The organism is Pseudoclavibacter sp. 13-3 (assembly GCF_021168475.1).
Classification (GTDB): Bacteria; Actinomycetota; Actinomycetes; order Actinomycetales; family Microbacteriaceae; genus Pseudoclavibacter_A.
This window is the reverse complement of the sequence record NZ_JAJOZT010000002.1, coordinates 346828-371023: the sequence shown is the minus strand read 5'-3', so window position 1 is coordinate 371023 and position 24196 is coordinate 346828. Positions and strand designations below refer to the sequence as shown.

Sequence of the window (24196 nt, the reverse complement as noted above, 5' to 3'; positions counted from 1 at the left end):
CGGCCGATGCCTCGCGGTAACGGAGTGTCAGAAGCCGTCACACAGCGTCACGAAGACGCCGCGTCAGCTCACGCCTCACGGGTGATGTGCACCGAGACGAACAGGTGCGATGCGCCCTCGCCCGAGTAGACGCCGCGCAGCGGCGGCACATCGCCGTAATCGCGACCGCGACCCACCTGCACGTGCCGATCGGTGATCTCGGTGTGGTTGGTCGGGTCGTAGCCGTGCCAGTCCCCGTCCCACCATTCCAACCATGCATGTGACTCGCCGGCGACCTCGTCACCGATGACGGCATCCGGCCGCGGATGCAGGTAGCCAGAGACGTACCGGGCGGGAATGCCCACCGCTCGCAGTGCGCCCAGCGCGATGTGGGCGATGTCCTGGCAGACCCCCTTTCGTTTCTCCCACGCCTGGGCCGCGCTCGTGGTCACGCCTGTCACACCCTGCACGTATTCGATCGACTCGCCGACCGTGTTGAGGATGCTGACTGCGGCACCAGCGGGAGTGTCGGTCTGGTCGACGGCTTGCCGTGCCAGCCGCGTCACCTCGGTCGGGGGTCGCGTGCGACCGGTCTGCTGCAGCTGCTCGCTCAGGGCGATCGTGTCATTGCGGTGCTCGGCCAGCTGCTCCCAGGTGGCACCGCCCGGCCCGTCGGAGTGCGGTCGCACCTCGACCAGACTGGTTGCGACCAAGGTCAGCTCGTCGTGGGGGCCCAGCACGTCGAAGCTCGACACCTTGGTGCCGAAGTAGTCGACGTAGCCGAACTGCGACGTGGCCTGTGAGACGGTCAGGTCGGAGCTGATCACCAGCTGCGACCTGCCGCTCGCCGGCAGCATGCGGGCCTCGTTGTACGAGGCGACGGCCGGGCCGTCATAGGTGTAGCCGGTGCGATGTTCGATGCGCAGACGCTTCATACGTTCTCTCCGATCCAGGTCGGATCCGGGTTGACTGGGAAGAATCGGTCGCGAATACCCTCGGCCGCATCTTGCACAGCAGACTGCACCGTGGCCATGTACCGCGGCAGGTCGTCCTGCAGCGTCTCGACGGGAGTGTACTCCAGCTGGCTGCGCACCCGACCGAGCATGCGCAGAGCGTCGACACCGACCGAGACCCGGGACTGCATCGGGTCAAGCCCGCGCAGGCAGTCGACGGCACGGTTGAGCGAGTAGGTCATCGACCGAGGAAAGAGCAGGTCGAGCAGCAGGAACTCGATCGCATGACGGCTGCTGGCCCGCCCGCGATACGTGTGCTGGAACGCCTCGAACCCGCCGCACGAACGCAGAATGGTCGACCACGACGGCCCGCTGGCCTCGGTCAGCGAGCGGGTCGCGAGCAGGCGCGCCGTCATATCGACGTGTTCGAGGCAGCGTCCCAACGTGATCAGACGCCAGGCGTCATCACGGCTGATGTTCGAGTCGATGATGCCGAAGACCAGCGCCGCCCGTTCGCGCACAAGTCTGAAGTACTCGTGCGATCGCTCCTGCTGCACCTGTCGGGGCAGGCGTTTGACGGTCATGTTCAGCGCCTCCCAGAGTTCGCTCGGCAGCACGTCACGAGCGCCGCGGGCGTTCTCACGAGCCGCCCACAGCGACGTCGCGATCGACGAGGGCTGCGTGCGATCGGTGCCGAGCAGCCGCAGCACATCGGCACGGCAGAGCCGGCTGAACGTCTTCGGCGCGCTGCCCATCACCCCGAGCAGCGCCTGGCACGCGTTCGACTCCTCGACCCAGGGGTCTTCGAGCAGCAGCTGCAGGTGCACGTCGAGCAGACGCGCGGTGCCGTCGGAGCGTTCGACGTAGCGGCCGATCCAGAAGAGGCTCTCAGCGATTCGTGACAGCATGATGCGCCTCCCCGTGTTCCCGAGCGTCTCGACTCTGCTGCTGCTCCTGCTCTTGCTGGCGGCGCAGGTCCGGGGCGTTGCGGGGCCCCTGTTCCGGGCCGATCAGACTGCCGGTGCCGCCGGATGCGACCGAGCCGCCGAGCGTCAGCAGATCGTTGGCCGGGGTGTCGATCTGGTCGTCGTGCACGAGTTCGTCGGCCAGCGACGATCGAGTGGGCGAGCCGAGCACCCAGGTGTCCTTCGATCCGCCGCCCTGCGAGGAGTTCACCACCAGCTGCCCCTCTGGCAGCGCCACGCGGGTCAGCCCGCCGGGCAGCACCCAGACATCCTCACCGTCGTTCACGGCGAACGGGCGGAGGTCGACGTGACGGGGACGGATGCCCTCTTCGACCACGCTGGGAATCGTCGACAGCATCACCACCGGCTGCGCGATCCACCCGCGGGGGTCTCTCTTCAGACGCCGACGCAGCTGGTCGAGCTCTTCACGGCTCGCCTGCGGGCCGAGCACGATGCCCTTGCCTCCCGAGCCGTCGACCGGCTTCACCACGAGCTCGTCGAGTCGGTCGAGCACCTCTTCGAGCTGCGCCGGGTCTTCGAGGCGCCAGGTCGGCACGTTGGGAATGACCGGCTCTTCGTGCAGGTAGTACCGGATCAGATCGGGAACGTAGGTGTACATCAGCTTGTCGTCTGCGACCCCGTTGCCGACCGCGTTCGCGATCGTGACGTGTCCGAGACGAGCCGCCAGCATGAGGCCGGGCGAGCCGAGCAGCGAGTCGGCGCGAAAGTTCAACGGGTCGATGAACTCGTCGTCCGTGCGCCGGTAGATCACGTCGACGCGTTCCGGGCCGCCGGTGGTGCGCATGTAGACACGGCCGCCGGTGCAGAAGAGGTCGCGGCCCTCGACCAGCTCGACGCCCATGCGCCGGGCCAGCAGCGTGTGCTCGTAGTAGGCCGAGTTGTGCATGCCCGGGGTCAGGACGACCACGGTGGGATCGTCGACGTCGGCGGGCGCAGCGGACTGAAGCGCTGCGAGCAGGCGAGACGGGTACTCCGTGACCGGTCGCACCGTCTGCGTGCCGAAGAGCTCGGGCAGCGACTGCGCCATCACGCTGCGATTCGACATCACGTAGCTGACTCCGCTGGGCACGCGCACGTTGTCTTCGAGAACGCGCAGCACGCCCCCGGCATCACGGATCAGATCGATGCCGGCGACCTGGATGCGCACCCCGTTGGCCGGTCTGATGCCGGCAGCCTGACGGTGGAAGTGCTTCGACGACGCCACGATGTGCGATGGGATGACTCGATCTCGAATCGCGTTCTGCGGCCCGTAGACGTCGTCGAGGAGGGCTTCGAGCGCACGCACTCGCTGCGCGATGCCGGCCTCGATGTGCTGCCACTCGAGGTCTTCGATGATTCGCGGGATCGGGTCGATCGGAAAGGGCCGCTCCTCTCCTGCGAAGTCGAACGTGACGCCCTGTGTGAGATAAGAGTTCGCGAGGGCGTCGATGCGTGCGCTCAGTTCGCGGCGCGGCATGCCCTCGAGCACGCTGAGCACGCGGTCATAGCCCTCGCGCACCTGTGCGCGGCCGCCCGGCGTGCCCGGCAGCACCGAGAACATCTCATCCCAGGCGTCAGATCCGAACGAGTGTCGCGCCGCAGCGGCGTGATACCCCGAGAACAGATCGTTCATGTGCTTCCCCTCCTGCAGAGCCGAACGGCCCGGACGAGAGAATCGGATGTCGTCGGATCTGCGAACACTGAGCAGTCTCTCAGCCCAAGGTGTCGGGAATGTTACAGCGCTGGCGGGCCTCAGGCGCTCCGCATCGAGACCGCGGGTCGAGAATGGTCGCGTTCAGTCTCGATTCACCTGCCGCCGCTAGGCTTGTGACATGACCGCATCCTCCGCTTCTGCTGGCGAGCGCCACGTCGAGATCGAGCGCAAGTTCGACGTTCCCGGGGCCGCCGCCCTGCCTGACCTCACCACGATCGACGTCGTCGCGCATGCGGTCGCGCCTGAGCCCGCTCATCTCGATGCCGTCTACTACGACACCCCAGCGCTCACGCTGATCCACGCGAAGGTGGCGTTGCGCCGCCGCACCGGCGGCCACGACGCGGGCTGGCATGTGAAGACGACCGGCGAGCACGGGCGCATCGAGCGGCACTGGCCGATCGACCCCGCCGCCCCCGACGAGATTCCGGCCGGCGCGCTGCGTCTGGTCGAGGTCTGGGCCAAGCCTGACGAGCTGGCTCCGGTGGCGCGCATCCAGACCACGCGCACCGCCACCGAGCTGAGCGACGCCGAGCAGCGACCGCTCGCCGAGATCGCCGACGACGAGGTGCGCACCACAGATCTGCGCGACGGCACCGTGCGACAGTGGCATGAGTGGGAGGCCGAGCTGGCCGAGCGTCTCGACGACGCACCCGACAGCCCCGGCGCGCTGCTGCTGCGAGTCGTCTCGGAGCATCTGATCGCCGCCGGCGCCCGGCCGTCATCGGCGGTGGCGAAGCTGCAGCGTGCGCTCGGCCTCGACCGGGGCGCGCATGCGACGGCGGCACAGGCGGTCGCGCACATCGCGCAGGGGCTGGCCGCCGACCTCGACGCCCGTCTCGACGATGCGATCGCCGACCGGCCAGACGGCGTGCACCAGGCCCGCATCGTCATCCGCCGGCTGCGCAGTCTGCTCGACGTCTACGGCGTCTTCGTCGACCCGTCGGTCGTGCGGGCCGCCCGTCGGCGCCTCAAACGACTCGGCGACGATCTCGGTGCCGCCCGCGATGCCGAGGTGCGTGCGCGCGACGCCGAGCGGCAGGTGCTGCAGCTGCAGGGTGTACCCGCGGCGAAGCGTCTGGTCGGCCGGCTGTCCGAGCCGGCCTGGCGGGTCTACGCCGCAGCGCACGCGCAGCTCACCGCTGATCTCACCGACCGGCGTCGCAGCGACATCGCCGATCAGCTGCACCGTCTGACCGCGCCTGAGGCGGCCTCGCCCGAGGGGCAGGCGGATGCCGTGCCTGCGCTGCGTGCGCAGCTCGCCGAGGCGGTCGCCTCGCTCGTCGTCGACGACCATCGGCTGGTCGAGATCTGGGAGCAGCTGCACACCCCGGGGGCCGGGGCGCGCGCACGTTTGAGGTTCGAACACGCCCTGCACGAGGTTCGCAAAGACGGCCGCCGCATCCGATACGCCACCGAGGCGGTGTCGCTCGGGCTCTCCGACACTCCGCTGCAGGTGCTCGAACGCGCGGATGCGAAGCGTCTGGCGAAGGCGGCGAAGCGGCTGCAAGATCTACTCGGCGACCACCGTGACGACTCGCTCTTCGCCGACCACGTGCTGCATGTGGCAGCCGACGACGAGCGGGCGCGCAGCACGCAGCGGGCGGCGCTCCCGTATTACCTGCTCGCCCTGCATGCCCGCGAGCGCGGTGCCGAGGCGCTCGGCCGCTACGGCGAGACTCGAGACGAGCTGCTCGCCGCGGCGAAGGTCGTGCTCGACTTCTGACGCTCGGCGGTGCGCTCCAGTCGCACCGGCGCCGACATGTTCAGACCGAGGCCTGAACCGGGCGCAGCTGGTGCAGGGCGATGGGCACGATTTGCGAGGGGCGCAGTGTGCCCATCTCAAGCACGCGGCCATGGTCGGTCCCGTCTTCGGCACCGCGTGGCGACGCATCCCCGGCGTGGTGGTGCGCGTCGGCCGGGCCGTGACTCTCTGGGCGGCCGCGCTGGGCCGTCCGCCAGCCCGTGCGGCGGGGCACACGGATGCCGATCGCCCGATCGGTGGCCGGGTTCACGAGCACCACGTCGCAGCTCGCCGCTCCCTGGGTGCTGAACTGCACCGGGGCGGGCAGCACGATGACATCCGGGTCGATCTGTGCCGCCTCGAGCAGCGCGTCGAAGGCGCACATCTGCGTGACCAGCACGGAGTACCAGTCGTCAAGCTCTGCGACGTCGTCGACCGCGAACTCGCCCGAGGCCTCGATACCGCGACGGGTGCCGCTCAGCCGGTCGATGTCGTCGCGAATGGCGAGCCTGGCGCCTGCCGCCGCATCGAACGCGGTCTCGGCGACGCGCTGACGTGCCCCGCGGTGCTCAGCGCTCTTCGCAAGACGCAGCCAGGCGGTGCCGAGATGCGTGTTCATACGGTGAAAGGCCATCTCTGCGAGCGCCGTCATCACCTCGGCGTCAGACGCTTCGAGCGTGTGGCTCAGCTGCCGCATGAGCACGTCGCCCACGGTCTCGAACCATCCTTGGTAGGCGGTCTGCAGCGTCTTGACACGTCTGCTCAGCACGCCCTCCCGCTGCCCGGCGAGGGCTTCGCACAGCACTTCGCCCCACGCCCCCGAGAATGTCCGTGCCGGCAGCATGATCGTGTCGATCTCGCTGCCGCGCCGCTGCGGCACACGGTATGGCGCCTGGTAGGCGCGAGCGAACTCTTGGGTCTGCATGGGTTCCTCCCGATCGTGACAATGGTGGCCATTTCGCAGTGTCGCCGATTCATCTGGCCGTCGCCTGATCTCCGGCTGTGAAGTTGCTCGCCGTCGTTCCCCGCGCCGCGGGTTGTCCACAGGCTGCTGATAGACGTCTGCAAGCCTTCTGCCAGTGGCTCACCGCAGAGTTGTGCTCATGCGAATCTCGAAACCACTGCTCATCAACGGGGGCCTGGTCGCCGGCATCGCTGCCATCGCGGTCACCGCCTGGATCGTCATGCATCCTGCCTCCGCGACGAACGCCGACGCCACCCAGCTCACCTCCACCGTGCAGCAGGGCAAGGTCACCACCGGCATCACCGCCTCGGGCAACCTCGCCGCCCTGAGCGAGACGACCGCCGCCTTCAGCACCAGCGGAACCATCGCCTCCATCGACGTGAGCGTCGGTCAGACGGTCGAGAAGGGGCAGACCATCGCCACACTCGAGACGACCGACCTCGACACCGCCGTCAGCGATGCGCAGACCACCCTCACGAATGCGAAGAACTCGTTGACCCGAGCCCAGACGACATTGGCAGAGGCGAAGGCGGGCACGACCACGACCGACTCTCGCAGCGGTGAATCGACGACTTCGGTGAGCACGCAGTCGGTCAACTCGGCGCAGAGCAGCGTCGAGCAGGCGCAGACCACGGTCACCGAGGCCACCCGTGCGCTGACCACAGCGCGTGAGAACCGGGCAGCCGCGACGCTGACCGCGCCGATCGCCGGCCTGATCGTCTCAGTCGACTCAGCCGTCGGCTCGTCGTCGGGGTCGTCCTCAGGGTCGTCGAGCAGCTCATCGTCAAGCGGGTCCGGATCCTCGGGAGGCTCAGGGTCATCCGGCTCATCGGGCGCTTCATCAGCATCAGGCGGCACCACGGCAGCCACGACCAGCAGCTCGTCGTCGAGCAGCGGATCCTCTGTGGCGACCATCGCCGACACCTCTGCCTACACCGTCTCAGCAGCGATCCCTGAGGCTGACATCGCCAGCGTGCAGGTCGGTCAGGCCGCCAGCGTGACACTGCCGGCCCTCGATGACAAGACCGTCGACGCCACGGTGCTGAACATCTCGCCCACTGGCACCACGAGCAACTCCGTGGTCACGTTCGCCGCGATCATCAAGCTCGACTCCGTGCCTGAGAACGCACGCATCGGCAGCAGTGCGAATGTGACAATCACCACAGCGACGTCGGCCGACGATGCTCTCTACGTTCCCAGTGCGGCGATCAGCACCGATGCATCCGGCGCATCGACGGTCCAGGTGGTCGGCGCCGACGGCACCTCGACCAGCTCGGTGACCGTCACGACGGGCCTTGCCGGTGATCAGGGCACGGTCGTCACCGATGGCCTCACCGCGGGTCAGACCATCGTCATCGGGTCGGTCTCGAACGACACCTCCAGCAGTTCGTCGTCATCCGGTTCGTCGTCATCGGGCGACTCACAGGGCGGGATGCCGGCAGGCGGTCCCGGCGGCGGCTCGGCCGGCATGACCGGCGGCTCAGGCGGCGGCCCCGGCGGCCAGATGCCTGCAGGCGGTGGCAACCTTGGCTGACACGGCAGAGTTCGCCCGCGAGCAGATCGATCTGCTCGACCGCGCTGAGATCATTCTGAGCCTCACGGCGATCACTCAAGTCTACGGTGACGGAGAATCGGCCGTGCATGCGCTCAAAGGCATCGACCTCGAGATTCACCGCGGAGAGCATGTGGCGATCATGGGCCCCTCGGGCTCAGGCAAGTCGACCGTCATGAACGTGCTCGGCTGTCTCGATGTGGCGACGAGCGGTTCGTACCTGCTCGACGGGGTGAACGTCGACGAACTCGACGAACACGACCTCGCTCACGTGCGCAACCGCAAGATCGGATTCGTCTTCCAGTCGTTCAATCTGATTCCACGCATGTCGGCGCAGGCCAACGTGGAGCTGCCGCTCGTCTACGGAGGCGTGGGCCGTGCCGAACGGCACGAACGAGCCGCCCATGCACTCGATCGAGTCGGGCTGGCGCAGCGAGCGACGCATCTTCCGCAGCAGCTCAGCGGCGGTCAGCAGCAGCGAGTGGCCATCGCTCGCGCGCTCGTGACCGAGCCGGCCATCGTGCTGGCCGACGAGCCCACCGGCAACCTCGACAACCAGGCCACCGGCGAGGTGCTCGACCTCTTCGACGAGCTCGCCGCGGCGGGCAAGACCATCGTGATGATCACGCACGAAGACGACGTCGCCGAACGGGCCGATCGCGTGCTGACGCTCAGCGACGGCCGCATTCTCGACGACCGTGCGACAGGAGCACTCTCATGAACCCCGCAGAGGTGCTGCGTTCTGCCTGGCACGGAATCGCCGCCAACCCGCTGCGTTCGCTGCTGACCATGCTCGGCGTGCTAATCGGCGTCGCCAGCGTCATTCTGCTGCTGGCCGTCGGCAACGGCTCCGCAGCGAAGATCCAGAGTGCCATCGACGGGCTCGGCACCACGACGCTCACGGTACGCCCCTCGGGGCAGGGCTCGTCTCTGACCACCGACGTCGCCGACCGGGTGGCTGCCGCGAAGCTCGGGCACATCGACAAGGTCGTGCCGCAGGTCAGCACCTCGCAGACCGTCTCAGCCGCAGGAAACAGCAGTGATTCCGTCTCAGTGGTCGGCACCACGCCCGACTACTTCTCGATCGGCACCTCGACCGTCGCAAGCGGTTCGGCGTTCACCGAGGCAGAAGCCGATCTCGCCGCGAAGGTGGTGGTGATCGGCCAGACCACGGCGACCGACCTGTTCGGGTCGGTTCGGTCAGCCCTCGGCTCGACCCTGCAGATCGACGGCACCTCGTACACGGTCAAGGGCATTCTGAAGAGCCAGTCGTCGAGCACGGCGAGCGACGCCGACAGCGTGGTCATCGCCCCGTTGAAGCGCATACAGCGATCGTTCACCGGCTTCGACGACATCAGCACGCTGACAGTCACGGCGACGAACGCGGATTCCGTGTCAGCCGCCGAGGGCGAGCTCACCGTTCTGCTCGATCAGCTGATGCCGTCGACGGCTTCAACGGCCGAGACCTCGTCAGCGCAGACGAGCGGATCGGCTCGGTCGGGCACCTCATCGTCGACAGCGACCTATCAGATCGTGAACCAGAGCTCTCTGCTCGAGACGCAGGCCGCGAGCGCTCAGAGCTTCACCACCCTGCTCGGTGCCGTGGCCGCAATCAGCCTGCTCGTCGGGGGCATCGGAGTCACCAACGTGATGCTGGTCTCTGTGACTGAGAGAACCCGCGAGATCGGCATCCGCAAGGCCCTCGGTGCGACCAGGGGGGTCATCCTCTCGCAGTTTCTCGTCGAAGCAGCCCTGCTGACGCTCGCCGGCGGCATCGTGGGCGTGGGCATCGCCTGTATCGGCTCCACCTTCGAGATCAACGGCACCGAACCCGTGATCCTCGGCTGGTCGATTCCGCTGGCGCTGGGTGTCTCGGTCGCCATCGGGGTCTTCTTCGGTGCCTATCCGGCAGGGCGGGCAGCCTCACTGCGCCCGATCCAGGCCCTGCGAGCAGACTAAACCACAAGAGAGAGACAGCAGCGACACAGCAGTCGAAGACCCCCCAGACAGGGTCTTTCACGACACTGGGGATCACCCGCACAGCGACACTCGTCGGCCACCAGCCGACGAGACTTGAGATGAAGGAGCAGTCATGACCAGCCCGACAACGAATGAACAGATCAGTGGCGAAGGCGGCGCTGAACCGCGCTCGACCCCTCCTGCTGCACCCGATACCACGGCCACGACTCCCGGTTCCAAGTCGAAGATCGGAAAATGGCTCACCGGCGGGCTGACCGCGGCGATCCTGGTCGGGCTCGGATTCCTCGGTGGCACCGTGGTCGCTCAAGGAGCTTCCACCTCCGCCGGTTCCATCCAGCAGGGGCCTGGAGGCACAGGCGGTCAGGGCGGGCCGATGAGCGATTCAGAGGGCGATACGGCCTCAGGCAGCATGCCGACCGGCATGACCAGCGGCACGATCACCGGCGTGTCAGATGGCACCATCACGATCAAGACCCAGTCGGGCGAAACAGTCACGATCAGCACCGGGTCGAACACCTCGGTGACCACCACGCAGCAGGGCTCCGTCTCAGATCTGGCCGTCGGCGACTCGATCCGCGTCCAGGGCGACGAGTCGAACGGCTCGATCACGGCCCAGTCGATCACCGAAGGCGATGACGCCGCGACCATGCCGATGGGCGGAGAGCAGGGCGCGCCAGGGCAGGGCGGCCCCGGCCAGCAGCAGAACGGGCAGGGCGGCGACCAGAGCTAGCTGTACTGCCCCGTCAGGCTGCGGCTGCGATCGATGGGGTCTGCCCTCCCCTGTCGCTGGCACTCGCCGCAGATGAGTCGTCAGCCAGCGATCCGCCGGGCGCAGCACAGTCTCAGGCGCTGGGACGCGTCGAAGACAGTCCACCTGCGAACGCGGCACAATAGAAGGCATGAGCTCGTCTTCTCCCTCCCCCGCCTCGCACCCCGCAGACCCGACTCCGACGGGCGAGATCCTGCTCGAGCCGATTCACCTGATCGAGAAGTCGAACGCCATCATGCGGCTGGGCAAGATGATGCTGCAGGCGAGCTCGAGCTCGTTCCGCGTGAAGCAGGCGATGTCACGCGCAGCCCGTGCGCTGGGCTTGACCTCGCTGCACACGCAGATCACCGCCACCGAGATCGTCTGCACGTTCTTTCGCGGTGCCATCTTTCGCACGCGGGTGGCCGAGGCACGAGTCGGCGGGGTCGACGCCGATCGCATCGTCGAGCTGGAGCGGCTCTCGCACCACATGCCTCAAGGCATGCTGCCCGAAGAGCTGAACCGTCGTCTCGACATCATCGAGCAGCGGCCACGTCACTACCCCACATGGCTGACGCTGATCGCCGCGATCATGGCCTGCTCGGGCTTCGCGTTTCTGAACAACGGCGGGTGGCAGGAATGCGTGGGCGTCGCCCTCTCGGTGTCGATCGCACAGTGGCTGCGCGTCACGCTGGTGAAGCTGCGCATCAACCAGCTCGCGATGTACTCGCTGTGCGGATTGATCGCCAGTCTCTGCTACGTGCTGTTCACCGGCATCCTGTCGGCGGTGAGTGGGCACGTGAGCCCGTTGCACGACGCCGGCTTCACCTCGGCGCTGCTGCTGCTCGTGCCGGGCTTTCCGCTGGTGACGGCGACCCTGGATCTGGCTCGCCTCGACCTGAACTCGGCCATCGGGCGCCTCACCTTCGCCGGACTGGTGCTGATGTCGGTGTCGTTCGGCGCCTGGGCGGTCGCGATGATGTTCGATCTGCAGCCGACCGCCGCGCCGACGCCTTCGGCATGGCCCGTCTGGGTCATCATCGCTTCACGACTCGTGGCCGGCTTCGTGGCCGTCACCGGCTTCGCGATGATGTTCAACACCCCGTTCACACTCGCGCTGAACGCCGCCTGGATCGGCACGATCGCGAACGTGTTTCGTCTGACGACCGGCGACATGGGATGGCCGGCTCAGGTGTCGACCGTCTCGGCTGCGCTGCTGGTCGGGCTGTTGGCCTACGTGATCGCCTCACGTCTGGACGCCCCGCGCATCACGCTGACCGTGCCGGCCGTGCTCATCATGGTGCCCGGGTCGAGCGCCTATCGTGCGCTGGTGTACCTGAACCAGGGCGACATCGTGCAGGCCGGCGGCTACGGGGTGCAGGCACTGGCGACCATCGTGTCGCTGGCCGTGGGCCTCACCATCGCACGCATGCTCACCGAGCGCGAATGGTCATTCGACGCACTGCGTGGTTGACTGCGCCAATCTGTCGTCAGTCGTCTGCTGGCAGCTGTCGGCTGCTTCGGCGCACCGGGTGCCAGACCACGAGTTCGCCGCCTGCCGCCTGCACGCGACGACGCCCCTGGTCGAGGGTGATGATCTCGCCTGCCGTGCCGGCGGCGAACGTTCGTGCGCCGGGCCGGTAGATGAGCGCGTCATCGAGGGCGGCCTCAAGCTCGGTGACACGGCTCTGCAGCGCATGCACCTGATTCTCGAGATCGATCACCCGACGAATGCCCTCAAGGCTCACCCCGGCGTTCGAGAGGCGCTGCACCTCTCGCAGCTGCACGATGTCGCGCAGCGAGTACCGACGAGAGCGCCCCGCAGTGCGCTGCGGCTGCACGAGACCGATTCGGTCGTACTGCCGCAGCGTCTGCGGGTGCATGCCCGCCAGCTGTGCGGCCGCCGAGATGCTGAACAGATGCTCCATCTCTTCCATCATGGCGACCCACCTGCTCTCTTACTTCTCTTCAGCCTGCGCGTAGAGCTCTGCACGCGGGTCTTCGTCGCCGATCGCCGCAGTGAGGTCTGCCAGCGCCTTCTTCGCCGTGCTGTCGAGCTTGCTCGGCACCACGACCTGGACTTCTGCCAGCAGGTCGCCGGTATGCCGCCCTGCCTTGACACCCTTGCCCTTGACGCGCAGCACGCGGCCCGAGGGAGTGCCCGGACGAATCTTCACCTTGACCGGTTCGCCATCGTAGGTCGGCACCTGAACGGTCGCTCCCAGAGCGGCCTCGGCGAACGTCACGGGCAGTTCGACCCGCAGGTCGTCGCCGTCACGTTTGAACACCGGGTGGGTGCCCACATGTACGCGCACGATCAGGTCGCCGGCCGGGCCGCCGTTCTGACCGCGCTCGCCCTTGCCGCGAACCTTGATCTTCTGACCGTCTCGAACTCCGGCCGGAACCTTCGTCTTGACGCGCTTGCCCTGCGGGGACGCGAGCGACACCGTCGCCCCGCGCACCGCCTGGGCGAAAGTCAACTGCGCACGAGCCTCGACGTCACGGCCGCGCTGCGGCGCAGCACGGTAGCCTTGACCTCCGGCGCCCTGCCCGAACAGTCCGCCGAAGAGATCCTCGTAGCCCGCACCTGCGCCGCCGGGTTGTCCCCCGGTCTGAAAGCGCACACGCTGACCACCGGGTGCGCCGGCACCCTGCCCGAACAGTCCGCCGAAGAGATCTTCAAATCCCTGACCGCCCTGGCCGCCGGCACCCGCGGTGAAACGCGCGCCGCCGCCCATCGCTCGCAGCGCGTCATACTCTTTGCGCTGCTTGGGGTCGGAGAGCACCGAGTAGGCCTCGCTGATCTCTTTGAACTTGTTCTCTGCCGCAGTGTCTCCCGGATTCGCATCGGGGTGATACTTGCGGGCAAGCTTGCGGTATTCCTTCTTCAGATCGGCGTCGGAGATGTCCTTCGACACTCCCAGCACGGCGTAGAAGTCCTTCTCAAGCCAATCCTGACTCGCCATGCCTCTCGCCTCCTTCTGTCGTCTTCATCTGTGGAGCGCCCCGTGTCGGGAGGGATCGAGAGATGATCCGCATCCCGTCACGGGGCGCGATGCCCATCGGGCGCATTCTCGTGCGACCGATCACTCAGCCGGGGCCAGCACGACCACTTTGGCCGCCCGAAGCAGTGTGTCGCCCAGTTTGTAGCCGGGCTCCACGACCTCGCCGATCACGAGTGCGTCGACATCGGGGCTCGGCTGCTGCAGCACAGCCTCATGCTGGTTCGGGTCGAAGGGTTCGCCCTTCGCCCCGAAACGCTCGATGCCGAGTCCTTCGCCGACGGCCCTCAGCTTCGACGCGATGGTCGCGAACGCAGTGCCCTCGGCGAGGTCGCCGGCCTTCTCAGCCCGGTCGAGGTCGTCGAAGATCGGAAACAGCCGTTTGGCCGCATCGCCGACCGCGCGCTCACGATCACGAATCTGCTGGGCTTCGGTGCGCTGGCGGTAGTTCTTGTACTCCGCAGCCAGACGCTGCAGCTCGTCCAACAGTTTGTCCTCGCGCGAGGCCTCGCCGTCGGCGTCGCCCGCCCCGTCATCGGCACTCACGCCGGCATCCGTCTGACCCTGCTCGCCGGGCCGGCCGGGGGCGGCGGATGCTGCATCAGCACCCTGCGCGCCCTCGGCCTGCTGCCCGCTCGGCTGGGCCTCTGGCTGCTGGCTCGTCGGCTGGGATCCGTCGTCAGGAAGCCCTGACTCGTTCGGAGTGCCCGCCGCGTTGTTGTCAGCCATGGTGAATCGCCTTACTTCTTGTCGTCATCGTCGTCGACAACCTCTGCGTCGACCACGTCGTCGTCATCGCCCGACTTGTCGTCTGCCTTGGCCTCGCCGTCAGCAGCGCCCGCGGCGCTCTCTTCCTGCGCGGTCTTGTAGATCTCCTGTCCGAGCTTGACCTGCGACTCGTTCAGCTTGTCGAACGCAGCCTTCACCGCGTCGTCGTCCGACCCTTCGAGGGCCTTCTTGACGGCCTCGACGTCAGCGGTGACCTCGGTCTTGACCTCGTCAGAGAGCTTGTCTTCGTTCTCTTTGATGAGCTTCTCGATCGAGTAGGCCAGCTGCTCGGCGTTGTTGCGCACCTCGGCGGCGTCACGACGCTTCTTGTCTTCGGCCTCGTTGTCCTTGGCCTCTTTGACCATGCGGTCGATGTCCTCCTGCGAGAGGCCGGATCCACCCTGGATGGTGATCTCCTGCTCCTTGCCGGTGCCTTTGTCTTTGGCCGAGACCTTCACGATGCCGTTGGCGTCGATGTCGAAGGTGACCTCGACCTGGGGCACGCCGCGCGGAGCCGGTGCGATGCCGGTCAGCTCGAATGTGCCCAGGCTCTTGTTGTCGCGGGTGAACTCCCGCTCGCCCTGGAACACCTGAATGGCGACCGACGGCTGGTTGTCCTCAGCAGTCGTGAACGTCTCGCTGCGCTTGGTCGGGATGGCCGTGTTGCGCTCGATCAGCTTGGTGAAGATGCCACCCTTGGTCTCGATGCCGAGGCTCAGCGGGGTGACGTCGATCAGCAGCACGTCTTTGCGCTCGCCCTTCAGTACGCCGGCCTGGATGGCTGCGCCGACGGCGACGACCTCGTCAGGGTTGACACCCTTGTTCGGCTCCTTGCCGCCGGTGAGCTTCTTGACCTCTTCGACGACTGCCGGAATACGAGTCGACCCGCCGACGAGCACCACGTGGTCGAGATCAGAGACCTTGACTCCGGCCTCTTTGATCACGTCGGTGAACGGCTTGGCCGTGCGCTGCACGAGATCTGCGGTCAGCTCTTCGAACTTCGCGCGAGTGATGGTCTCGTCGAGGTTCGCCGGGCCGCTCTCGGTCAGTGACAGGTACGGCAGCTGGACGTGCGCCGTGGTCTGGCTCGACAGCTCTTTCTTGGCCTGCTCGGCAGCCTCTTTCAGACGCTGCAGGGCGATCTTGTCGCCCGAGACGTCGACGCCGCTCGCCTCTTTGAACTTCTTGATGAGGTATTCGACGACGCGCTGATCCCAGTCGTCACCGCCGAGGTGGTTGTCGCCCGAGGTGGCGCGCACCTGGATGGTCGAGAAGTCGTCGTCCTTGCCCACTTCGAGCAACGAGACGTCGAACGTGCCGCCGCCGAGGTCGAACACGAGGATGAGCTCGTCTTCTTTGCCCTTGTCGAGGCCATACGCGAGCGCGGCCGCAGTCGGCTCGTTGATGATGCGCAGCACGTTCAGGCCTGCGATCTCACCGGCCTCCTTGGTGGCCTGACGCTGGGCGTCGTTGAAGTACGCCGGCACGGTGATGACCGCATCGGTGACCTTGTCGCCCAGGTAGCTCTCGGCATCGGTCTTCAGCTTCTGCAGAATGCGGGCCGAGATCTCCTGCGGAGTGAACTTCTTGCCGTCGATGTCATCGGTCTTCCAGTCGGTGCCGATGTGGCGCTTCACCGATGCGATGGTGCGGTCGACGTTCGTCACCGCCTGGCGCTTGGCGGTCTCGCCGACGAGCACCTCTCCGTCTTTGGCGAATGCGACCACCGATGGGGTGGTGCGGAAGCCCTCAGCATTCGCGATGACTGTGGGTTCGCCGCCTTCCAGAACCGCGACGACCGAGTTGGTGGTGCCGAGGTCGATTCCTACTGCACGTGACATAGTGTGTCCTTTCTGCTCGGCGAACCGAGCCACGCATGCACGGGCTCTGCACCCGCGCAATATAAGTCTTCTTCGATGGCTCTCAGGCGGCTTCAACTGGCCGGTGCGTCATCTGCTGACGCCCACCCACTGGTTCACACCCTTGAGTCATCTACGCTCAAGATTACACAACGACATGCCCCAGTCAAGCTATTCCCGAAATGTTGAGTAATGTTCACTCAAGTTTCACAGGCCTTCCAAATCAGATGAGCACGGAACGAACCCGGCCACCCATCAGCGGTCGCTCTCACTCGCTCGCTCGCTCCGAGCATCCGCATACGGGGCCAGCGCCCCTCAGCTGTCGCCGTTTCGCAGCGGCTTTCAGCGCTGCCAAGCCCCAGGCCTGCACAAGCCTCAGGCCTGCCAGCCCAACTCTGCCCTCCCATCCCAGCTCAGCTCTGCCAGCCCAGGTCTGCCCTCCCAAACCCAGGTCTGCCCTCCCAACCCAGCTCAGCCCTCCAACCCCAGCTCAGCCCTCCAACCCCAGCTCTGCCCTCCTCGCCCAGGTCTGTGACCACACGATTCCGCCGGAACGTACACGGTTCCGCCCGAATCACCCCAATCCCGGCGGAACCGCACACATCTGGGCGGAACCGCGCACACGCTGTCCCCTCACCTGTCCCCTCACCGGCACCCGCACCGGCACCGGCCCGCCCCTGCACCCGCGCCTGCACCCGCCAGACAGCTCTGCACAGCAGTACGAACACGCTGAGTTTTCAACAGGGAACCCCATCCACTGGCCGCTCATGGCTCGCGGCATGACCCTAGAGGACATGGCCGTTCTTTCAACACCATTCGGGGTATCCAACGCACACGCCTTGGCGCGTGCCGGCATCTCGCGACGCAGACTCGACCAGCTCGTGCGACGGAATGAGCTCGTCCGGCTCAGACCGGGCTGGTTCGCCACCATCGACGCAAACGCGTGGGTGGTCGCAGCCGTCAAGCTCGGCGGGCATCTCTCAGGGCTTCATCGGCTGAAGCTCCTGCACAAAGACATCTGGCTGCCCGCACAGGCTCAGATGCACCTGCATGTCAACACCACACTGCCGGTTGACCCCGCCGCTCCACACCGTTTGGTGAGAACGCACACACACCCTCGATACAATCGCACCGTCTTGCAGCATGGCGTCGTGCCGCCGGTGGCCGCCCTGCGCCATGGCTTGAATGATGTGTCGATGCCCGAGACCGTTGCGGTCGTCGACTCATTGCTGCGCCATGCCACGCTGCGCCCGGGCAACCGTGCGCGACCCCATCTTGATCTGCACGTCAGCACCGTGGATGTCATAGCCGAGTTGCGACGCACTCCCCGCGGTCGTGCTGTGCTTGCGCTCGTCGACGCACAGGCCGAGTCAGGTCTTGAGAGTATCGCCCGAGTGCTTTTAGCCTTGGCAGGTCACCAGGTTGAAGCGCAGGTCTTGCTCGACAACCGTCAGCGAATCGATCTCGTCATCGACGGAGTGCTGGCTATTGAGCTCAACGGCGGCACCCATCGCGATGCAGAGCGGTTTCGGCGTGATCATGAGAAGGACTTGGCCGTCGAGCGTGCAGGCTATGTCAGCGCCAGGTACACCTATCATCAGATTCTGTACCAGTGGCCTGAGGTCTACCGCGATATCCTGAGTCGACTCGCTCGTGCCTGAGCCGTCCCGGCTCGCCCGGAGAAGCCTCCGCCCGACCAGGCTTCTGCCCAGCCCGACGTCGCGAAGCCCAACCGAGCCTCCACCGGGCGAAGCCTCCGCCCGGCAAAACTTCGCGAAGCCCAACCGAGCGCAACGTCCTTCACCGGCGCTCTTGTGAACTGATCGGCAGCTTCCGCTGAGCCTCGAAATGACGAGCGGCACCATCGACCGGGTCGGTGAACGACAGTTCGGCAGCCAGCAGCTGCAGCGGCTGTGCGAAGTCGTCCGCCGGCGGCCCACCGGGCCACGCCTCCCGAACCACGGGATACAGCGGATCGCCGAGAATCGGCGCCCCAAGCCGGTTCATGTGCACCCTGAGCTGATGGGTGCGTCCGGTCGAAGGCTCCAGCCGAAAGACGCCGACGCCAGCAATGCCGCCGTCAGCACCGCCACGACTCGCCCCGGCACCATGGAGTTCTTCCGATACGCACTCGTCGCCCGCACCTCCAAGCATGCGCTCGAGGACGATGCAGCTGATCGCGTTGACCTCACCCGGCAGCTCCTCAGCCTGCCAGCGGCCGCGGCGCTTCTCGATACGGCTGCGCACCTCGACGAGCGCCCCAATAGTCCAGGCCGGCCGCGCCGCGCCATCCTCAAATCTGCGCGGCTCACCCCTGTCCAGAGGCATCAGCGCCACCCGTGCCCCAGACCGCTGCGACGTCCTTTTTACAGACAGCTGCGCCAGCGCTTGGTATACCTTGTGCACTTCACGCCGCTGAAACAGCGTCTGATAGGCGCCGCGCCAGCGACGCTCGGTCGTCAGCACGACGAGGCCCGAGGTGAGCCGGTCGAGCCGGTGCACCGGTTGCAGCTCTGGAAGCCCGAGCTCAGAGCGCAGCCGCGTCACGACCGTCTGCCGCACGTGCCGCCCCCGTGGAATCGTCGCCAGGAACGGCGGCTTGTCGATGACGATCAGCCGCGCATCCCGGTGCACGATGCGGATGGCGCCGGGCACCTCCGTCTCGTCGGGAAGATCGCGTTCGAACCAGATCTCGGTGCGCGGGCGATACTCATCCGTGGCGATGACGGTGCGGCCGTCGGCGTAGACATAGCGCCCCGCCTCGAGTGCCTCATCGACGTCGACGGATGCCGGAAAGCGCAGGCGCAGCCACTCACCGATCGTGCGTGACGAGGTCTGGCCAGCGTGTCGTGTCTGGCGCACCGGCGGCGGGGTGATCACGCGCGTGGCCGACACACCGTCGCGGGGCGCGAACGGAGCAGAGGGCATAGGCATCAGCGTAGTCCCGGCTTGGACTCTTCAGGCTGATCTGCCGGCACCGTTCCGCTGAGATGTGCGCGCTTCCGCTCAAATCACCCTGATCTCGGCGGAACCGTGCACTTCTCGGCGCAACCATGTGCATTCGGCATAGCCGCGCACATCTCGCGGAACCGAGCACATGCCGACCGAGCTGCATCCACCGCACAGCACTGCATCCACCGCACAGCGAAATGCAGCCGCCGGGCCAAGGGGCATGCCCGACGACTGCATTTCTGGGTGCGACGCCGATAAGGGGAGCTCAGCGCCGCGATCTCACGTCAGTCAGCTCACTTCTTCTTCGCTGACGACTGGCTGGGTTCGGCTCCTTTCGGCCGCCGGCGCGAGCCGACCACCATCAGGGTTCCGAAGAGAGCGGCCATTGCGGCCAGAGCGATGAGCCCTCCGGCTTCGATTCCTGTTCTCGCAAGGCCTCGGCCACTGCCGTACGAGCGGTAGGCCGAGGTGGTACCGCCCGGGTCACCGGGCTGCCCGGGATCTCCCGGGGTGCCGGGATCATCTGGGTCCGGGGTCACTGGAGGCACATGGTGTGTGGTCTCGCCGGGGGGCGGGCTGATCGGTGGGAAGCCCGGCGGCGTCGCCTCCGCCGTCGCCACGTTCTTCAACGTGACTCCATGCGCATCAGCATTGACCGTGACCCGGTAGGTCAGCTTCGCCGACTTTCCGGCTTCCAGCTCGAACGCGCCACTGTCCAGCCGCTGGTCGACAGGGTCATCGACGTCGACCGGCTCCGCATCACCGACGACCAGCTTCGCCGACCCCGGGTCAAACGTCGCATGCACCAGCACACCGGTCAGATCGTCCGACACCGCCACCGGGGTCAGCACCGTCTCACCCGTGTTCGACACCGTCACGGCATACGTGATCACCTGGCCGGGCGCCACCGTCGAGCCCGTCACCGGATCCGACGACTTCTCCAGGGTGAACCCCGGAGTCGGCACCGAGTGCGTCGTCTCGCACTTCACGTCCTGCCCTTCAGCCGGCACACACTCGCCGCCGGCACCAGGCGTCGCCACGTTCCGCACCGAGACACCGACCGCGTCAGCCTTGATCTTCACCCGGTAGGTCACTTGGGCGCTCGACCCGTCATCAAGATCGGGAATCGCCCAGGTCAGCGACTTCTCATCACCGCTCAGCGTCAGCCCCGCCGGCAGCGGAGTCACCAACTCCGCGTGCTCGAGCACGCCGGAGAGATCGTCCGAAGCGGTCGCACCCGACACCTTCGCGCCGTTGCCCGACGTGTTCGACGTCGTCAGGGTATACGCGACCTCAGCGCCCGGCAGCACCGTGGCCCCACTGGCCGGATCAGAGGTCTTGGCCAACGACCACTTTCCAGTCACATGCGTCGTGACGCACTCGGGGTCGGTGACGGGGTCGTCGCCCTCAGGCGTCGGACACGTCGTCGGCGGCACGTCGCCCGCGCCGGTCGCCACGTTGCGGAGGGTCGCCCCGTAGGCATCCGATTTGACGGTGACCTGGTAGCTCAGCGTCGCCGTGGCGCCGCCCGGCAGCTCGAACGCATTCGTCTGCAGTCGATCGTCAGTGGGATCAGCCACATCTGTCGTCGTCGATCCGATGACGAGCTTGGCCGAACCGCTCACGAAGTCTGCTGCGGCGAGCACCTCGTCGAGGCGGTCGGTCAGCACCACGTCTCGAATCGCAGCGGGAGCATCCGCAGCACTGGCGGTGACCGAATACGTGACGGTGTCACCGGGCTTGACCGTAGACCCCGTCGCCGGATCCGATGACTTCCTCACCGTCCAGGGACGCGGCTGATCGTCGTTGACGATGCGATACGTCGCCTCTCCCAAGACCGGCACTGTGACGTCCCAGCCTTCGATGTCAGTCCAGTCGGTGCCGTCCAGCCGCTGCAGCTTCGTCTGCACATACCCTGCCGGGCCTGCCGACTCGCTCACCGTGTAGGTGTGCTCTGGGCGCACGTTGAAGGTGTTGGCCGCAGATGCTGCATCCGCGCCGGCGACCGTGCTCGGCTGAAGCCCGTCGACGCCGGTCGCGGGAGTGGCGGTGAGGTCCCAGTCGCTTGCGACCGCGGTACCGCCGTCATCGTTGACCACAGCCTTCAGCAGCGTCAGTGAGGCCGTCTGGTTGACGGCGTCGCAGGTGACGCGCTTGCCCAGAGGCACCGCAACCACACCGCTCAGTCCGAGATTGAAGCCGGGAATCGTGTTTCCGTCGCCATCGATCTCGCGGCAGTGCCATGATCCGCTCGCCTGCGGGTACTGCACAGGCTCGGTGCGCACGTCGACCTGTCGATATCGAGGGTCACCGCCAGTCTCGCGGAGCACGAAGTTCTGGCCTGCGGTGACAGCCTGTGCCGTCACCGCAGGACTGCCCGTCGCACCCGAGATCACCGGAGTCGTGCCATCAGGCAGATACGCGCCCAGCGTCCAGTCGGTCGGTGCAGCCGATCCGCCCTCCACCGTCTTCGTCAAGGTCAGCTGACTTTCACAGGTCACCACATTGGTGATGGTGGCGTGATTGCCCTGCTGCGTCAGTGCGACTTGCCAGGCTCGCGTTCCATCATCGGGGTTCGACAGCTCCTGGTCGTTGAAGACGACCTTCGGCGTCGATGTGCACAGCCCACCGCTCGGCAGGGTCACGTCTTCGCCGAAGGTGACTGCATCGCCGATGGAGTACCCGGTTCTGGGCTGTTCCCACGCCTGGTAGGTCGCGCCGCCGGCGTCTGGGCCGGTCAACGAGGCCACTGCCGAGAGCTCGGCTGGCTGAGCGCCGTTGACATATGCAACGCCGTTCACCGTCCAGAGCTTCTTGAGCGTGATCTCGGCATGAGGCTGTGCCTCGCGGTTGAACATCGTGCAGCTGATCGGTGCCGTCACCGAGGTGTCGACGGTGAAGCCGAGCGCCCCGCTGTTCGTCACGTCGACGGTGTTTCCCGTGGCCAGGTTTCGACAGACCGCGTTCTTGCCGTTCTGCGTCACCAAGTCGAACGACGGCTGCTGCGTCTCAGTGACGGTTACCGGGCCCGAAGTGGTGCCGCCTGTGAACGTCAACGGGAAGTTCACCGTACCGGTGCCGTCAGCCGTGGTGGTCTCGCTTGCCGGCAGACCTCCGATGTCTGCGGATGTGGTGGTCGCGTCGAACTGCCAGCCGGCGCCGGCAGCGGTCGCCCCGCTGACGTCTTCACCGGTGTTGCCCGACGGAACGATCTGTTTGACCACAGAGACCGAGCCTTTGCAGTTGGCCAGAGCCAGTTCGCGAAGAGCGGTTCCCGCCGCCTGGTAGTTGGTGGTCTGAAAGTAGTCAGCCGCGGTGGCGTTGCTGCCGTCGAACTTCGTCTGGCCAGAGATGGCGGCCAGGTTCAGAGCGGTCTCGGGGCTTGTGACTCCCGAGCCCACGCCCAGCGCGATGACTCGGGTGCCCTTCGCCTTCACCGCGTTGCCCGAGAAGATCCCGTTCTCCACCTCGCGGAGCCGCGTGCTGCCTCCCGGCCCCAGAGCCGGATCGTTGTAGTAGGTCGGGTTGCCGTCGGTGAGCACGATCACGACGTCGTAGTGAGCCGGGGACTGCGCGGCGACGGCAAGTGCCCGATCCCAGTTCGTGCCGCCACCGGACGTCCAGTCTGCGTAGCGTTCTTTGACCGAATCGGCCTGTGCCTGCGTCGCCACCGCAGCCAGCGAGGGATAGTTCTGCGTGGCACCGGCGCCTGGCGAGACCGTGGCGAATGAGAAGAGCCCCATGCGCGACGGAGTGCCGACCAGGGAGTCGACCAGAGTGTCGCTGGCACCTTTCAGCTGCGGCATGCTGCTGCCGACCGACCCCGAGATGTCGAGAACCAGCCCGACGTCGAGACCGCACTTCGCCGGGAAGGACGGATTGACTCTGGACTGCTGCCAGACGCCGCCCGAAGCCGTCGCGTTGCTGTTGTTCGTCGAGATCATGAACTGACCGGTCGATGAGTATGTCTGCCCCGAGCGCAGCTCGTCGCCTGTTCTGAACGCGTACCGCTGCTGTACTGATCCGCTGCCGTCACCGGCACCGGTGCGCAGCGTCTCGTTCATGAAGTACCCGCTCGGAGCAGCCTGCTGCACGACCCAGAAACGCTGGTCGCGGTTCTGCCCGCCGTTGCCGGTGTTCGGCACGACGAAGCTGCAGTCGCCCTGAGCGTCTGAGATGCATCGTGCCCACCCGGCGCCGTCGCCCGCCACCCCGTCGGGGCGAGTGTTCGACGGGCCGCTGCCGCCACCTGTGCGCAGGTGCAGAACGACACCCGCGAGCACTGACACCGTCTGCACACCCGAACGGTCGCTGCCGACCTTCACCGTGATGACGGCTTCGCCCTGACCCGGAGCGGGCACGCTCAACGGCGTGATCGCTTCTGCCTCGGGTGCCGTCAGCGAGTCGGTTTCGTCGTTGCCGTCATCGCTGACGGTGTTCCCCGCAGATGACGTCGGCTTCGCGGCAGGAGTCACCGGCTCTGTCGTCTTGGCCTCTGGCTGATCAGGCGTCGGCGTCGCCGCCGATTCTGGCTGCTTCGTCGAAGGCGCTGCCCCCTCGACGGTCTTTGTGTCGTCAGCATCGGCCTCTGCAGCGACGGCCTTCGCCGACCGCGAGGTGACGACGCCGATGTCGGCCTGCTCTGACGAGGATGACGGGGTCGCCTGATCTGCGACGGCCGGGACACTGCCGTAGCCGACGCTCGCCACGAGCGCGAAGCTGGCCGCGGCCGCGACCGCCATGGCCGCGGCTCGAGGCAGAAGCCTCAGCCGCAGGGGAGCAGACGCCTCTTCGTGCGGATGCGACCGACCGGGCGGCGCGCCCTGCCGCCCTCGCCGACTTGAACGATGCTTGCGTGTACTGTGCCGACTGCGCTTCTCACCAGACATGTTTCAGGCCCTCTCGATGACGTTCCGCCATCGATCCCCCGGACGCGCTCTGCCGACGCACAGCAGCGTGCGTCTGCAGATACCGCCCCTTTTGGCCCCTTGAGATCGCTATCTTGGCTCCACGCTAGCA

The 24196-nt window shown here is 66.7% G+C and carries 17 protein-coding genes; 7 read left to right on the top strand and 10 right to left on the bottom strand.

Features of this window, described 5'->3' with window-relative positions; translation table 11 throughout:
- Nucleotides 1–68 precede the first annotated feature (68 nt).
- Genes LRX77_RS05125 through LRX77_RS05115 form a run of 3 tightly spaced genes read right to left on the bottom strand, consistent with a single transcriptional unit; the run spans nucleotide 69 to nucleotide 3530 of the window.
- Nucleotides 69–914 (bottom strand): transglutaminase family protein, encoded by an 846-nt coding sequence (locus tag LRX77_RS05125; RefSeq protein WP_231831846.1) that lies wholly within the window; start codon nucleotides 912–914, stop codon nucleotides 69–71.
- Complete coding sequence (locus LRX77_RS05120; RefSeq protein WP_231831845.1) at nucleotides 911–1840, bottom strand: alpha-E domain-containing protein; 930 nt, start codon at nucleotides 1838–1840, stop codon at nucleotides 911–913. Before LRX77_RS05120 ends, LRX77_RS05125 begins: the two co-directional genes overlap by 4 nt.
- Nucleotides 1821–3530 carry a circularly permuted type 2 ATP-grasp protein gene (locus LRX77_RS05115; protein WP_231831844.1) on the bottom strand — a complete coding sequence of 570 codons (1710 nt, stop codon included), beginning with the start codon at nucleotides 3528–3530 and terminating at the stop codon, nucleotides 1821–1823. The genes LRX77_RS05120 and LRX77_RS05115 overlap by 20 nt, the downstream gene beginning before the upstream one ends.
- 199 nt (nucleotides 3531–3729) lie before the next feature.
- Between LRX77_RS05115 and LRX77_RS05110 the strand changes: the two genes are divergently transcribed.
- A complete protein-coding gene (locus LRX77_RS05110; RefSeq protein ID WP_231831843.1) occupies nucleotides 3730–5334 on the top strand; it encodes a CYTH and CHAD domain-containing protein in 1605 nt (534 codons plus the stop codon).
- A gap of 40 nt (nucleotides 5335–5374) precedes the next feature.
- Here the strand turns inward: LRX77_RS05110 and LRX77_RS05105 are convergent, their stop codons facing one another.
- Nucleotides 5375–6277, bottom strand: coding sequence for a hypothetical protein (locus LRX77_RS05105; RefSeq protein WP_231831842.1), 903 nt, complete (start codon nucleotides 6275–6277; stop codon nucleotides 5375–5377).
- Between the two features lie 178 nt (nucleotides 6278–6455).
- Between LRX77_RS05105 and LRX77_RS05100 the strand changes: the two genes are divergently transcribed.
- The 5 genes from LRX77_RS05100 (at nucleotide 6456) to LRX77_RS05080 (ending at nucleotide 12070) form a co-directional block, all read left to right on the top strand.
- Nucleotides 6456–7850 (top strand): efflux RND transporter periplasmic adaptor subunit, encoded by a 1395-nt coding sequence (locus LRX77_RS05100; protein WP_231831841.1) that lies wholly within the window; start codon nucleotides 6456–6458, stop codon nucleotides 7848–7850.
- Entirely contained in the window at nucleotides 7834–8589 is a 756-nt protein-coding gene (locus LRX77_RS05095) for an ABC transporter ATP-binding protein (RefSeq protein ID WP_442961607.1), read from the top strand. The genes LRX77_RS05100 and LRX77_RS05095 overlap by 17 nt, the downstream gene beginning before the upstream one ends.
- Complete coding sequence (locus tag LRX77_RS05090; protein WP_231831839.1) at nucleotides 8586–9827, top strand: ABC transporter permease; 1242 nt, start codon at nucleotides 8586–8588, stop codon at nucleotides 9825–9827. The genes LRX77_RS05095 and LRX77_RS05090 overlap by 4 nt, the downstream gene beginning before the upstream one ends.
- Nucleotides 9828–9960: 133 nt before the next feature.
- Complete coding sequence (locus LRX77_RS05085) at nucleotides 9961–10578, top strand: DUF5666 domain-containing protein (protein WP_231831838.1); 618 nt, start codon at nucleotides 9961–9963, stop codon at nucleotides 10576–10578.
- Between the two features lie 169 nt (nucleotides 10579–10747).
- Nucleotides 10748–12070, top strand: a complete 1323-nt coding sequence (locus LRX77_RS05080) for a threonine/serine ThrE exporter family protein (RefSeq protein ID WP_231831837.1) — start codon at nucleotides 10748–10750, stop codon at nucleotides 12068–12070.
- A gap of 16 nt (nucleotides 12071–12086) precedes the next feature.
- On the opposite strand, the gene LRX77_RS05075 is transcribed toward LRX77_RS05080, so the two are convergent.
- The 4 genes from LRX77_RS05075 to dnaK all read right to left on the bottom strand — a co-directional run bounded on the left by LRX77_RS05075 (nucleotide 12087) and on the right by dnaK (nucleotide 16207).
- Complete coding sequence (locus LRX77_RS05075) at nucleotides 12087–12533, bottom strand: heat shock protein transcriptional repressor HspR (RefSeq protein ID WP_231832011.1); 447 nt, start codon at nucleotides 12531–12533, stop codon at nucleotides 12087–12089.
- A 21-nt stretch (nucleotides 12534–12554) separates the two neighbouring features.
- Nucleotides 12555–13562: a DnaJ C-terminal domain-containing protein gene (locus LRX77_RS05070; protein ID WP_231831836.1), complete on the bottom strand. Its 1008-nt coding sequence runs from the start codon at nucleotides 13560–13562 to the stop codon at nucleotides 12555–12557.
- A gap of 120 nt (nucleotides 13563–13682) precedes the next feature.
- Nucleotides 13683–14327, bottom strand: a complete 645-nt coding sequence (locus LRX77_RS05065; protein ID WP_231831835.1) for a nucleotide exchange factor GrpE — start codon at nucleotides 14325–14327, stop codon at nucleotides 13683–13685.
- An 11-nt stretch (nucleotides 14328–14338) separates the two neighbouring features.
- On the bottom strand, nucleotides 14339–16207 hold the full coding sequence (gene dnaK / locus LRX77_RS05060) for a molecular chaperone DnaK (protein WP_231831834.1): 1869 nt from the start codon (nucleotides 16205–16207) through the stop codon (nucleotides 14339–14341).
- A gap of 812 nt (nucleotides 16208–17019) precedes the next feature.
- Between dnaK and LRX77_RS05055 the strand changes: the two genes are divergently transcribed.
- Nucleotides 17020–17886 (top strand): endonuclease domain-containing protein, encoded by an 867-nt coding sequence (locus tag LRX77_RS05055; RefSeq protein ID WP_231831833.1) that lies wholly within the window; start codon nucleotides 17020–17022, stop codon nucleotides 17884–17886.
- Between the two features lie 139 nt (nucleotides 17887–18025).
- Here the strand turns inward: LRX77_RS05055 and LRX77_RS05050 are convergent, their stop codons facing one another.
- Together LRX77_RS05050 and LRX77_RS05045 are read right to left on the bottom strand one after the other, a co-directional pair.
- Nucleotides 18026–19153 carry a pseudouridine synthase gene (locus LRX77_RS05050; protein ID WP_231831832.1) on the bottom strand — a complete coding sequence of 376 codons (1128 nt, stop codon included), beginning with the start codon at nucleotides 19151–19153 and terminating at the stop codon, nucleotides 18026–18028.
- A gap of 317 nt (nucleotides 19154–19470) precedes the next feature.
- Nucleotides 19471–23919, bottom strand: coding sequence for a DUF7927 domain-containing protein (locus LRX77_RS05045; RefSeq protein WP_231831831.1), 4449 nt, complete (start codon nucleotides 23917–23919; stop codon nucleotides 19471–19473).
- Nucleotides 23920–24196 lie beyond the last annotated feature (277 nt).

Coding starts and splice junctions, on each gene's coding strand:
- LRX77_RS05105 (WP_231831842.1), bottom strand. CDS start 6,277: ATGCAGACCCAAGAGTTCGCTCGCGCCTACCAGGCGCCATACCGTGTG.
- LRX77_RS05070 (WP_231831836.1), bottom strand. CDS start 13,562: ATGGCGAGTCAGGATTGGCTTGAGAAGGACTTCTACGCCGTGCTGGGA.
- LRX77_RS05075 (WP_231832011.1), bottom strand. CDS start 12,533: ATGGAAGAGATGGAGCATCTGTTCAGCATCTCGGCGGCCGCACAGCTG.
- dnaK (WP_231831834.1), bottom strand. CDS start 16,207: ATGTCACGTGCAGTAGGAATCGACCTCGGCACCACCAACTCGGTCGTC.
- LRX77_RS05115 (WP_231831844.1), bottom strand. CDS start 3,530: ATGAACGATCTGTTCTCGGGGTATCACGCCGCTGCGGCGCGACACTCG.
- LRX77_RS05050 (WP_231831832.1), bottom strand. CDS start 19,153: ATGCCCTCTGCTCCGTTCGCGCCCCGCGACGGTGTGTCGGCCACGCGC.
- LRX77_RS05045 (WP_231831831.1), bottom strand. CDS start 23,919: ATGGCGGTCGCGGCCGCGGCCAGCTTCGCGCTCGTGGCGAGCGTCGGC.
- LRX77_RS05055 (WP_231831833.1), top strand. CDS start 17,020: ATGGCCGTTCTTTCAACACCATTCGGGGTATCCAACGCACACGCCTTG.
- LRX77_RS05120 (WP_231831845.1), bottom strand. CDS start 1,840: ATGCTGTCACGAATCGCTGAGAGCCTCTTCTGGATCGGCCGCTACGTC.
- LRX77_RS05090 (WP_231831839.1), top strand. CDS start 8,586: ATGAACCCCGCAGAGGTGCTGCGTTCTGCCTGGCACGGAATCGCCGCC.
- LRX77_RS05080 (WP_231831837.1), top strand. CDS start 10,748: ATGAGCTCGTCTTCTCCCTCCCCCGCCTCGCACCCCGCAGACCCGACT.
- LRX77_RS05125 (WP_231831846.1), bottom strand. CDS start 914: ATGAAGCGTCTGCGCATCGAACATCGCACCGGCTACACCTATGACGGC.
- LRX77_RS05085 (WP_231831838.1), top strand. CDS start 9,961: ATGACCAGCCCGACAACGAATGAACAGATCAGTGGCGAAGGCGGCGCT.
- LRX77_RS05065 (WP_231831835.1), bottom strand. CDS start 14,327: ATGGCTGACAACAACGCGGCGGGCACTCCGAACGAGTCAGGGCTTCCT.
- LRX77_RS05110 (WP_231831843.1), top strand. CDS start 3,730: ATGACCGCATCCTCCGCTTCTGCTGGCGAGCGCCACGTCGAGATCGAG.
- LRX77_RS05100 (WP_231831841.1), top strand. CDS start 6,456: ATGCGAATCTCGAAACCACTGCTCATCAACGGGGGCCTGGTCGCCGGC.